Raw genomic sequence first — 11,758 nt, 5'->3', positions numbered from 1 at the left:
CTTCAGAACCAGTGAAGTCAGGATGATCAAGAGATCGCAGAGTGGCTCACTTTTCATCCGCCGTCCGTGGCCCTCGTTTCACCCGTTGCCGAGAGACGTCCGCGCCACGTCCGGGACCTTCAGCTGCGCAAGCTCTTCGTCCTGCCCCAGTGGCAGTCACACTGGTTCTCGTCGGCGCGGGCGGTCATACCGCGGAAGGTGACGGCCAAGCAGTCCAAGGCACGGTCGAGTCGGAGCCGTGCGGGAGTGTCGTTGAGGTTCATCGTTGTCGGCACAGCCTCAGGGGGACTTCGGTTGGCTTGCGCCAACCGAAGTTCACAACCGCCATCGTCACGAGGGGTGGCTTCTTCTCCCAGGCGAACTGCGGGTGGCATGCACGCTCATGGACCGACTCGCCGCCAGATCTGGTGTCGCAGCGCCGTTGTTACTGCTGGTCGAGGGCTGCAGCGACCTCGTCCATGATGTGCTGCCAGTGCGCCCGCTGTTGTTCGCGCTGTTCGGCGCTCGCCAGGTGCTCCTGGTGGAAGCGGAGCATCGTCCGGGCCCCGTCGGCGGCGGGGGCGAGGGCGACCTGGACCGTGGTGGTGCCGTGAGTGACGCGGATACGGTCGGCCGCGCGGTATCCGCGCACCTCACCCGTCTCTCCTGCGGCCGTCCGGTAGGGGGCACCGCGTTCCGGGGTGAGGACTGTGCCGGGCCCGAGCCAGAGGGCGAGCCCGTCAGGGCTGCTGATGAAGTCCCAGACGACGGACGCGGGGTGGGGCAGCGTGCGGGACACGCCGATCTGCCAGCCGGCGTCCTTGGTGAGTCCAGTGGGCATTGTGGTCATCCTTCCTCGGACTGGCGGGCGCGCAGCGCCCTTACCTTGTGGCGGTTGCCGCAGTGCTCCATGGAGCACCAGCGGCGGCGGCCGGGGCGTGAGGTGTCGACGTAGACGAGGTGGCAGTCCTCGGCGGCGCAGGTGCGGATGCGGTGCGCGAAGGGTCCGGTCAGCAGCTCGACGGCGTCCCGGGCGACGGTGGCCACCAGATGCGTGCCGCTGGGGGTCCCGGCCCACTGCCGCTTCCCAGCCGGCGTGATGGCGGGCGCCAGGGCCGGACAGGCGGCCGCCTCGTTGATGGCCTCCAGGTCGCCGGGCGGGTGTGGCTCGCCGCGCGTGTGGGCGGTTACCACCCGGAACAGCGCGTCGCGCAGCCTTCGCGCGTCGGCCACCTCGGCTTCGGAGATTTCCAGTACGGGCGACGGCGTCAGCCGTGACCGCTCCGCCCAGGCGGCCAGGTCGGCGGGTTCGTGCAAGACCTCGTACCGGCGATAGGGGCCGGGACCGCCTGTGGTCAGCAGTTCCAGGCACAGCGCGCCGGGGTCGAACCGGTAGGCGACGCCGGTATGGGAGTACAGCGTCAGCCCCTTGGTTGCGGAGGAGTCCATGAAACCACTATAACTGGTTACATGGCATTGAGTTGGAAACTGGTCATCGACAGCACGAACGCGCCCGCCCTCGCGGACTTCTGGGCCGAGGCCCTGGACTACGAGGTGGAAGACCCCAGCGCTCTCGTCGAGCAACTGCTGGCCGCCGGCCACATCAACGAGGAGGCGGTCACCGAGCATCACGGCCGCAAGACGTTCCGCGGCTACGCTGCGATCCGCCACCCCGAGGACCCGTTCGACGAGACCAGCGGTGTCGGCCGCGGCCGGCGGCTGCTCTTCCAGGACGTGCCCGAGGGCAAGTCCGGCAAGAACCGCCTGCACCTCGACGTCCACAGCGAGCCCGGCGGCCTCAACAAGCTGGTGGCCCGGCTGGAAGACCTGGGGGCGACCCGCGTCCGCGAGGTCGACAAGGGACCTGCCGGGCACTGGTGGATCATGCAGGATCCCGAAGGCAACGAGTTCTGCGTGGCGTAGGCGGGGCCGCAACCTGCTGCGGAGGCGCCATGGCCCTGCGCACCGAGCACCTGGTGATCAGCCAGTTCAAGAAGATCGCTGCCGGGAAGGTCGCCGTCCTTGCCACTCACAACCTGACCTGCCCGCCGGCTTACAGGTCTTCGTGCTCGCTCGCGCTGGCCGGAGTCACCGTCAGCACCGCCGCCAGCACCACAAACAGGCCGATCGCACGCTTACGCACAAGAGCCCCCTGTTGAATTGGTGTTCGCGCTGCTTTCCGTGCTCAGTGTGCGCGTCGCCGTGAGACTCGGGCACGGCACAAGAACGCCACTCAGGAGTGCATGAGGTTCAGCGGCAGATGGCGCCGTAGGCGGGGGATCCGACGAGTTTGGCGTATTTGCCAAGGACGCCGGTGGTGTAGCGCGGGGTATGGGGTTTCCAGTGGCCGCGGCGCCGGGCCAGTTCTTCGTCGTCGACGAGGAGGTCGAGGCGGCGGGAGGGCATGTCGAGGCGGATCCGGTCGCCGTCGGCGACCAGGGCGATGGGGCCCGCGACGGCTGCTTCGGGGGCGACGTGGCCGACACACAAGCCGGTGGTGCCGCCGGAGAAGCGCCCGTCAGTGAGCAGGAGCAGGTCTTTGCCCAGACCGGCGCCTTTGATGGCACCGGTGACGGCGAGCATCTCCCGCATTCCGGGACCGCCTTTCGGGCCTTCGTAGCGGATGACGGCGACGTCGCCGGGGTGCAAGGTGCCGGCCCTGAGGGCGTCCATGGCCTCTTGCTCGCCGTCGAAGACGCGAGCGGTGCCTTCGAAGACCTGAGAGTCGAAGCCGGCACTCTTGACGACCGCGCCCTCGGGGGCGAGGGAGCCGTGGAGGATCGTCAGCCCGCCGGTCGGGTGCAGCGGGCTGCTCAGCGGGTGGATGACCTTCCCGTCCGGTTCCGGTGGAGCCACAGCCGTCAGGTTGTCCGCGACCGTCCTGCCGGTAACGGTCAGGCAGTCCCCATGCAGCAGACCGGCGTCGAGCAGGGCCTTCATCACCACGGGCACGCCGCCGATGCGGTCCACGTCGGTCATCACGTACCGACCGAAGGGCTTCACGTCGGCCAGGTGCGGGGTGCGGTCGGCGATCCTGTTGAAGTCGTCGAGGACCAGGTCGACTCCGGCCTCGTGGGCGATCGCGAGCAGGTGCAGGACGGCGTTGGTCGAGCCGCCCAGCGCCATGACCACGGCGATCGCGTTCTCGAATGCCTCGCGGGTCATGATCTGCCGCGTGGTGACTCCAGCGTCGACCAGCTTCACGACGGCCTGTCCGGAGCGGCGCGCCAGCTCATCGCGGCGCGGGTCAGGGGCAGGCGGGGAGGCGCTTGCGGGCAGCGCCATACCCAAAGCCTCGGCGGCGCTGGCCATGGTGTTGGCGGTGTACATCCCTCCGCAGGCGCCCTCGCCCGGACAGGCGTGCCGCTCGATCGCGTCGAGTTCCTCTCGGCTGATCCTGCCCAGAGCGCACGCCCCGACTCCTTCGAAGGCGTCGATGATGGTCAGATCCCGTCCATGCAGGCGGCCGGGCAGGGTCGAGCCCGCGTAGACAAAAACGGCTGCCACATCCAGGCGGGCGGCGGCCATGAGCATCCCCGGCAGCGACTTGTCACATCCCGCCAGCAGCAGCACGCCGTCCAGCCGCTCGGCGAACATCACCGTCTCCACCGAGTCCGCGATGACCTCCCGGCTGACCAGCGAAGCACGCATACCCTCGTGCCCCATCGAGATGCCGTCGGAGACCGAGATCGTGCCGAACTCCAACGGGAAGCCGTCTGCCTCGCGCACGCCATCCTTGCCGGCCTGGGCCAGGCGATCCAGCGACAGATTGCACGGCGTGATCTCGTTCCAGGATGAGGCGATCCCGATCTGTGGCTTGTCAAAGTCCGCATCGGTCATCCCCACGGCACGCAGCATCGCTCGCGCACCCGCACGCTCATAGCCGTCAGTGACATCCCTGCTCCGCGGCTTGCGGTCAGTCGCTTTCTCAGACACGACAGCCACCCTGTTCTTAGGCGTCGGCTTATGGCGTCCACCAGCCTGCCGCAGGCAGGCCACCACCGCATCACAGCGCCGCGGCAAGCCGGCCGATGGCAGCGAATGCGGCATCCTTCCGGCGGATTGGTCATTTCACCGGCCATGACGTGCACTTACGTTTGGCTTGCGCGCATCGGCTGGGAAACGGGTACCGCTCCGGCTGCCGTGTCCGGCAACTGGCCCGCGGCCAGTTCCTGCAAGAGCCGCACGACTACGGACCGCCGTCATGGCGTCAGGAACGCCGCCTCAGAGGGATTGTCAGGGTCGCGTACCCGCAACCACCTTCTCGACGATGTCCTCTACGCCCCCCAGCCGGTCTTCACGCCCGAGGCGATCGAGATGCCGGCTCCCAGCAGCAGTGCGTACACACCCGGGCTCGTGTGCACGTGGCCGCCACTTGGCCGCTCGTCCCGGCGGTTACGCCCACCGCATGCGCCGATCGCGGACAGCTGTTCCACCCGCTCCGGTGCCAGCGTCGCCGCCCTGCTCCGCTGGTTCCCGATCCATACCCCGAGCTTGATGAGCGGCTGAAGCATGGCGAAGGACAGGGTGCCCGCCGCCAGGGCGAGGAATATCGCGCCCGGCGAGCGGCGCCGAGACGTCATGATCATGCTTCTTCCCTTGGACGTGTGAGCCTCGTTGCCGAGGGGGCTTCACCTCATGCGTCGCGCGGGAGGCCGGAAGCGTCGGGAGCGGTCTCGCGTGGACACGTTGCGTGACGGGCTGGCGCCGGCTCGGCGCGACGGGCGCTCGGAGGAGGGACCGTCGGTACGCCCGCGCCAACCCCTTGCTGACGTGCGCGTCGGTTATGCGGTGGTGGTGTCGTTGTCCGGGGTGCCGCTGCCTTCGTAGGAGCCGAGGTTGTCGACGAGGTCGGCGATTTCGGGGTGGTCGGCGTAGCGGTCGGTGTGGACCTTGGCGATCTTGTCGCCGATTGCGGGGTCCTCGTCGTCCGTGAGGCCGAGGGAGACCATGTTCTTGACCAGGGGCAGGCCGACTTCGTCGATCTTGCGGTGGAGCGGGGCGTACATGTAGGTGCGGTAGGCGTTGATGTCCTTGAGGCGTACATGGCGCCGTATTCGAACTCGCCGCCGAAGTCGCGGCCGCCGACCCACTGCTCGACGGCGTCGAGCTCGCGGCCGAGCCGGCGCAGGAGCTCGAGGGCGTGGTCGGCCTGGTCCTGGGGGCGTCCGGCTTCATGGCGATGCGGATCTGGTGGTAGATCATGCTGACCTTCATTCTCTGGATGGATTTAACGCAACAATTTGTTGTGTTTACGAAGAGGGAAAGCCCGAGCGGGTCATCCGGGCCGGGGAGGCGTTCTGGGAGCCGGGAGGCGATGTGATCCATTACCAGGACGGGAACAACCGCACAGACATGCGGAGCCGCTTCATCGTCACAATGATGTGCGAGCCCGGCAAGCCCATGCTCGTCCTCGTCGACGAGGACGAACTGGCACAGCGCAAGGACAGGCGAGCACCACGACCGTCCTAGGTACCTACCGCCCCGGATTCATGCCCGCCGCCTCGCTCAGGCCGGCGCTCCACCGGCCGCGATCAAGCAGGCCATCCAGACCATGCGCACGACCCTCAAGACCGCCTGAACTCAGTCTTCATTCCTCAAGTCGGCGTCGCCGGCAAAGCCGCTGTCTGCTGTCCCGTTCCGAGCGGGCGTGTGCCACAGCCCTGACCGCCTCGCGGTGCGCCTGTCCGCTCCCTGATCTTGTCACTGAGGTCGCCATCTTGTCACTGAGGTCGCCGCCGCCCGCCGATGCGTCGAGCTGCGGGAATCAGTGATCCCGGTCTGCGCTCGGCGGGAATGTCGGTCGCCGGGATGCGCCGTCACCATCGTGCTGCCCGTCTCCGGCGTCGACCGGGCCAAAGCTTTCTACGAAGCGCCGGGATCCCGTCTGGATCTCGACACAGCCGTCAGTGAGGACTGGCGCGCGGTGCACTTCACGCCGCCCGGATCCGGGGACTCGATCATCTTCGGCAAGGGGATCACCTGCGCCGCCCACGCCCACCTGCGCGAAAGGCCTGCGGCTGCTGGCCACAGTCTTCCCGCAAGCGGCGCCCCGCCAGCTTATTTAGGCTGGAGAGGCTGGAGGACAGGGCCTCACAACCGCTCGGCACCTGACCCCAAGGCCCTCGGTCCGCGAAGCCGGCCCGGCCGCTCGGCCGCACGTCCGAAAACCTTTCACACACCACACGCGCGTGTGATCACACCCTCACTCAGCTCCACATAAGGAGATTGAACCGATGGTTGCCAGCAATCTTGTTCTCCTCGGAAACGCCGGTGGCGTGGGCCGCACGGTCCTCGACCGACTGCGCGCGCAGGACGTGCCGGTGCGGGTGATGGTCCGGCGCGACGACGATCGTGCGGCCGAGTTGCGTGCGCTCGGCGCGGAGGTGGTCGTCGGCGATCTGACCCGGCCCGAGAGTGTCGCGGCCGCGCTGGAGGGTGTCGGGAGGATGTACTTTGCGATGCCCGTGTCGCCGGACCATCTGCTGGCGACGACTGTGGTGGCCAGCGTGGCGCGGGAGCAGGGGGAACTGGACGCCCTCGTTGGCATGTCCCAGATGACGGTGTCGCAGATGACCGCCACCAGCACCGCGGAGTCGCACCAGCAGCGGCTGCACTGGCTTGCGGAGCAGGTACTGAACTGGTCGGGCCTGCCGGTGGTGCACATCCGGCCGACGTCGTTCCTGGACAACCCGCTGTTCACCGTGCTGCCGGCCCGGTCGATCCGGGAGAACGGCACGATCGCGCTGCCGTTCGGCACCGGGCGCACATCGCCGGTCGCCGTGGACGATGTCGCCCGGGTGGTCTCCACCGTGCTGCGCGACCCGGCCCCGCACGTCGGGAACGTCTACGAGCTGACCGGGCCGCGCACGGTCGACATGACGGAGATGGCGGAGGAGTTCTCGCGGGCGTTGGGGCGTCCGGTGTCCTATGTGGACGTGCCGTTGGACCAGTGGCGGGCCGAGGTGCTCGCCAAGGTGGGCCTGCCGCCGCATACCGAACAGCACATCGCCACCATGGCCCGACTGCACCGCGAGAACCGCTATGACCGTGCGACCGACGACGTCGAACGTGTGACGGGCGTACCTGCCCAATCGATCGAGGCGTTCGTGTCCGCTCGCAAGGACTTCTACCTGGGCTGAGCTCCCCGGCCGATCCCAGACGCTCGCCACAGAAGTACGGCCCCTGGGTGGCTTCCGCGGCGGTCCCCCTGCCCTGCCCTGGCCGGCCGTGTCGGGCCCGCAACCGGCCGCGGTCCGGGGTGATCGCCACCCTGCCCCCTCCAGTGGCCGGTTGCACTCGTACGATCTCGCCGTCGCACTGTGCATCGGGAGGGGAAACAGGGTGGGGAGAACTGGAAGAGGCAGGCTGACGACTGCGGTTGTCGTGTCCTGCGCCGCTGTGGTCGGCTCGGTGGTCATGCCCGCCGACGCCATGGCGAAGCCCATTGCCGCGCCGGCGGATTTCAACGGGGACGGCTACCACGACCTGGTCGTCCCGGCGCCCGCGGCGACGGTGGGAGGCAAGGTCGGTGCGGGCGCGGTCGTGGTCCTGTACGGCTCCAGGACCGGAGTCTCGACCCTGCGCAAGGCCGTCATCACGCAGAACACCGCCGGCGTGCCGGGCACCGCGGAGGCCAACGACCTCTTCGGTGCTTCGACGGCGTTCGCCGACCTGGACAATGACGGTTTCAGCGACCTGATTGTCGGAGCACCCAACGAGGGAACCAGCGCCGCGAACACCGGCATGGTCACCGTGCTGTGGGGTGGCAAGAACGGCCTGGCCGCCGGCAGCACGCTCCCCGTGCGGACGGTCGAGGGCGGCCGGTACGGACTGGATGTCGCCGCGGTGCGCGACAAGTACGGACCGCATGTACTGGTCGCCGGCTACGACGGGTCGATGGAGTTCAAGTACTCGATCAAGCGCGACGGGTCCGTCGGCGAGACTGTGCTGAACTGCTGTACCCCCTCGGTCGCCGTCACCGACTACGGGGACTTCCGGCACTCCGGAATCGCCGATCGGATCGTGACCTCGGTCCGGGTGGGGGGCTACAGCGGTGGCCTCGTGTACGTCAATCCCGTAGACACCACCCGCCTGCCCGTCGACGGCACGACCACCGCAACCGGAGATGTCAACGGCGACGGCTATCACGACCTTGTCATCGGCGACCCCGACGAACCGGTCAACGGCACCAACGGCCACCTGGGCGGCGAGCTCACTCTCTGGTACGGCGGTCCGAACGGTCTTGCTGCGGCACCGGTGCACATCAGCCAGGACACCGCCGGCGTCTACGGCACGTCGACGAAGTACAACAAGTTCGGCACCGCCGTCGCCGTCGCCGATCTGAACAAGGACGGCCTCGGCGAGATCATCGTCGGTGTGCCCGGCCAGCAGCGCAACGGCCAGGCTCATGCCGGAGCCGTCGTCGTCATCCCCGGCCGGAGAACCGGCACGCCCGGCGCCGGCTCGTACGAGATCTCCCAGGAGAGCGGGTCGGTACCCGGGGTGTCGGAGAGGGGCGACGGGTTCGGTCTCACGCTTGCGGTCGGCGACGTCAAGGCGGACGGTCACCCTGACCTGATCATCGGCGCGGAGGGCGAGGACAACTACCGCGGCGCGGTGTGGGTCCTGCCGGGCACCGCCACCCGCCCCCTCGGAACGGGCAGCGTAGAACTGACCGCGGGGAAGCTCGGAGTGGTCGGGACCTCCTCCCCCTGGGTCGGCGGCTTCCCGCCGTCGTGACCTTGGGCCACGCCCCGCCCCGTCATCGGGCGGGGCATGGGGCACTGCGGCTCGGCGGCGTTCGCCGGGCAAATCTTCGGGATCAGCGGTCACGGGCTGGGGCGTCCCCTCGGTTTCGGAGCCAGTTCGAACGGGTCGTCATGTCCGGTAAATCGCCTCGGACATCGCCCACACTTCATGCTCCTCCGCCTCCGTCCGGGGCCGACCCCGCCTCTCGGCGGAACGAGTCTCTCTGCGAGGATCCGCCCATGGATCGCGCAGACGCCCTCGTCGGACTCGAAGACCGCCCCTGGGCGGAACTGAACCATGCCTTCGGAACTGCGGAGAACCTTCCCGCCGTCCTGCGTTCCCTCGCGGGCGACGCCCCAGAGGCCGCGGACGAAGCCATGGACGAGCTCTACGAAACCATCCTGCACCAGGGCACCGTCTACGCGGCGACGGCCGAGGCGGTGCCGTTCCTGGCACGCCTGGCGGCGGCCGGACACAGGAGCGCCGAACTCCTCGTCCTGCTCGGCGGCATCGCCGAGAGCGGCGACGAGTACGAGGTCGCACCGGACGCCTGCCGCGCGGCGGTGGCCGCGCAACTCCCGTTGATCCTGGGCCTGACGGACGCCGAGGAGGCGAAGGTGCGGCAGGCCGCCGTCTGGGCGGCCGGGCACACCGCCGCCCCTGCCGAGGCGTGGGCCGCGCTGGAGCGGCGCTGGGAGGAGGAGCGCGACGAGGTCGTGCGGGCGGAGCTGGTGACCGCGTTGGTACGGCTCGACGCGGCGCGCGGCAGCGCCGCGGCCGTCGCCTCCCTCGCTCCGGGAGCTCCGGCCCGGCTGCGTATCACCGCTGTCCTTGCCTGCCTGGCGGCGGGCGTTGTGTGGGACGCCGCCCAGCACGACGCGGTGCTCGCCGCGCTCCCGGCCGACGGCCTGGTCTCCGGGTTCGAGGAGTGCGAGCCGCTGCAGGCCGTGGTCGCCGCGCTGCTGCGCCGCGACACGGACGAGGATCGGGAGGCCGCTTTTGCGCTGCTGGAGGCCGTCCTGAGGATTCCGGCGCGGGACGTACGGGCCGAGGCCGTGTGGGCGGCGGACCACGCGTGCATGGTCTCCCGCTCCGCTCCGGCGCGGCTGCTGCCTTCGCTGCTCCCGCTGCTCGACGAACGGGAGTCGGCGCGGAGCGTGGTGTCCCTGCTCGACAAGTTCGCGGAGCAGGCGGGCGAGGGCAGCGCGGCGCTGGCCCGGCTCGCCTCGGGGGACGGTGACCTGGCGGACCGTGCGCTCGCGGCGCTCGTGACGGCTGCTCCCGGCCTGGCAGCCCCGCTGCTCGCCGAGCATCTGCCGGAGCGCCCCCGGGCGCTGGCCGCCGCGTCCGAAGCCCGTGCCCATGGCAAGGCCGCGAGCAGCCCTCTCCCGTACGACTCCGCGCTGCTCGACGCGATCCGACGACGCCTCGCCGAACCGGGGCTGAGCGGGAACGAGCCGATCCGTCTCGCGCTGCTCGTCGCCTCCTGGGGACGGCGGGCCGCCCCCGCCGTCCCCGAACTGCTTGTCGCGTTGCCCAGGATCCCGCTCGCCGGCCCCGTCGCCCTGGCGGCCGTCTGCCCCGCGGACGGCGAGCCCCGGACCCGTACGGCGGAGCACCTGCGCGAAGCGGCCCTGCGGGGTCCCGACGAGGGGCGTCTGTCCGCGGCGCAGGCCCTGTACGAGCTGACCGGCGAAGCCGGACCGCTCCTTGCCGTGATCCGGGCCGAACTCGTCGGTGACGGCCGCAGCTTGCGGGAGGCGGCACGGCTCATCACCACCCTTGGGGAGGCCGCCGGGGAGCTCGTGCCCGAGGTGCGTGCCGCCCTGCGCGATCGGCCCGAAGGCCGGTCCTTCCCCCGGCTCGACGCCGACGCGGAACTGGCCGCCGCGCTGTGGGGCATCACCGGCGACGCCGCCACAGCCGTTCAGGTGCTCGACGCCGTCATCAGGGCCGACGGCGGTCCCTGGACCCGCTGGACGGCCCTGCGGACGGCGCGCCTCGCGTCCCGGATGGGTCCGGCGGCGCGGCCCCTGCGCCCGGCCCTGGAGCACCTCCTCGCCACGCCCCTGCACGCGCCGGCCGCTGTCCTCGCGCTGCTGGCCGCGCTTCCCGAGGAGGAGCTGCGCGGTCCGCTGGACCGCACCGTCCTGGCCGGTCAGGTCCTGGACGCGGCGGAGAGCGACATCGACGCCGACAGCGCGTTCCAGGCGCTGGCCGCACTGGGCCGTGCCGCCCTCACCGACGAGCACCTGTACAGACTCACGGCCCTGGCCGACCGGGACCGGCGGGTCGTGACCGGCGGCATCGAGGACCAGATCATCCGTGCCGACGAACGCCTGGCCGCCCAGGCCCGCTCGACGCTGTCGGCCCTGACGAATGACACGCTCCCGACCCCCATCGAAGTGTGAGTGGCTCCGTCCGCGAGAAGGCTGTCCGGCATGCGGCGGAGGCGCCCCCGGTCCGAGCCGGGGAACGCGGATTTCGTCCATGACCGGCTCGAACTGGGTGCAGTCCGCCCGCTGCTCCGGCGTGATGAGCAGCGACAGCGGGCGGCACGTCCCGTCCGGGCTCAAGTGCAGCCCGTTAATCATCCCGCCGCGGGACCGGCGGAGAGCTTCGCCTGTCGCACCGCCTCCTCCAGGAACGGACACAGACGCAAGTGCGCGCGCACGCGAACTGATCTTTTTCCGGCTCCTTTTGAGGCAACGGACGGTGTCGGCGGCGGAGCAGTCGGAGCCCCGGCGGCGTGCGGGTGGGCACGCACCGAGGGTGGAGTCCACGTTGATGTTCCAGCCGATGTCGCCCTCGGCGTCGGTGATGGCCTGACCGTGTGGGAGTAGACGTTCCCAGGTGCTGTCGGCCGACCACAACATGTGCCGCTTGTGGATGGTCCGTCAGGGGCCGAAGCGTTCGGGCATCGAAGAGACGCTGCCTAGTCCTGTCTTTCGCAGGTCCTTCGTCGAGGTGGTTCTGCGTCGGGGTGGTGTCCGGGGTGGGGCTGGAGCGTTGTAGGTGGCGTGCCCGT

10 protein-coding genes and 2 pseudogenes are annotated in these 11,758 nt (G+C 69.8%); 7 read left to right on the top strand and 5 right to left on the bottom strand.

From position 1 onward, the window contains the following. Window positions 1-424: 424 nt before the first annotated feature. Window positions 425-820 carry an SRPBCC domain-containing protein gene (locus tag ACFV9O_RS38000; RefSeq protein ID WP_385426988.1) on the bottom strand — a complete coding sequence of 132 codons (396 nt, stop codon included), beginning with the start codon at window positions 818-820 and terminating at the stop codon, window positions 425-427. Between the two features lie 5 nt (window positions 821-825). Next, the gene (locus ACFV9O_RS37995; RefSeq protein WP_385426986.1) at window positions 826-1,428 is read right to left on the bottom strand and encodes a CGNR zinc finger domain-containing protein; all 603 of its coding nucleotides are present in this window, start codon (window positions 1,426-1,428) and stop codon (window positions 826-828) included. Window positions 1,429-1,449: 21 nt separating this feature from the next. On the opposite strand from ACFV9O_RS37995, the gene ACFV9O_RS37990 reads away from it, so the two are divergent. Together ACFV9O_RS37990 and ACFV9O_RS37985 are read left to right on the top strand one after the other, a co-directional pair. Continuing rightward, window positions 1,450-1,902: a VOC family protein gene (locus ACFV9O_RS37990; RefSeq protein ID WP_385426984.1), complete on the top strand. Its 453-nt coding sequence runs from the start codon at window positions 1,450-1,452 to the stop codon at window positions 1,900-1,902. A 29-nt stretch (window positions 1,903-1,931) separates the two neighbouring features. Next, window positions 1,932-2,138 (top strand): hypothetical protein, encoded by a 207-nt coding sequence (locus ACFV9O_RS37985; RefSeq protein ID WP_385426982.1) that lies wholly within the window; start codon window positions 1,932-1,934, stop codon window positions 2,136-2,138. Between the two features lie 91 nt (window positions 2,139-2,229). On the opposite strand, the gene ilvD is transcribed toward ACFV9O_RS37985, so the two are convergent. From ilvD to ACFV9O_RS37970, 3 genes are all read right to left on the bottom strand, one after another. Then, complete coding sequence (gene ilvD, locus ACFV9O_RS37980) at window positions 2,230-4,029, bottom strand: dihydroxy-acid dehydratase (RefSeq protein ID WP_385426980.1); 1,800 nt, start codon at window positions 4,027-4,029, stop codon at window positions 2,230-2,232. Between the two features lie 227 nt (window positions 4,030-4,256). Then, entirely contained in the window at window positions 4,257-4,568 is a 312-nt protein-coding gene (locus ACFV9O_RS37975) for a helicase associated domain-containing protein (protein ID WP_385426977.1), read from the bottom strand. A 195-nt stretch (window positions 4,569-4,763) separates the two neighbouring features. Continuing rightward, entirely contained in the window at window positions 4,764-4,988 is a 225-nt protein-coding gene (locus tag ACFV9O_RS37970; RefSeq protein WP_385426975.1) for a hypothetical protein, read from the bottom strand. A gap of 250 nt (window positions 4,989-5,238) precedes the next feature. Here ACFV9O_RS37970 and ACFV9O_RS37965 point away from each other — a divergent pair. From ACFV9O_RS37965 to ACFV9O_RS37945, 5 genes and pseudogenes are all read left to right on the top strand, one after another. Continuing rightward, window positions 5,239-5,451: pseudogene (locus ACFV9O_RS37965) on the top strand (cupin); the annotation flags it as partial. 352 nt (window positions 5,452-5,803) lie between these two features. After that, a pseudogene (locus tag ACFV9O_RS37960) lies at window positions 5,804-5,968 on the top strand (glyoxalase); the annotation flags it as partial. Between the two features lie 247 nt (window positions 5,969-6,215). Then, window positions 6,216-7,121 carry an NAD(P)H-binding protein gene (locus ACFV9O_RS37955; protein ID WP_385426972.1) on the top strand — a complete coding sequence of 302 codons (906 nt, stop codon included), beginning with the start codon at window positions 6,216-6,218 and terminating at the stop codon, window positions 7,119-7,121. 244 nt (window positions 7,122-7,365) lie between these two features. Continuing rightward, entirely contained in the window at window positions 7,366-8,721 is a 1,356-nt protein-coding gene (locus tag ACFV9O_RS37950; RefSeq protein ID WP_385426969.1) for an FG-GAP repeat protein, read from the top strand. Between the two features lie 248 nt (window positions 8,722-8,969). Continuing rightward, window positions 8,970-11,141, top strand: a complete 2,172-nt coding sequence (locus ACFV9O_RS37945) for a hypothetical protein (RefSeq protein WP_385426966.1) — start codon at window positions 8,970-8,972, stop codon at window positions 11,139-11,141. The last annotated feature ends 617 nt before the right edge of the window (window positions 11,142-11,758 follow it).

The sequence above is a fragment of the Streptomyces sp. NPDC059909 genome (genome assembly GCF_042730885.1).
Classification (GTDB): domain Bacteria; phylum Actinomycetota; class Actinomycetes; order Streptomycetales; family Streptomycetaceae; genus Streptomyces.
This window is presented reverse-complemented; position numbering and strand designations above follow the sequence as displayed.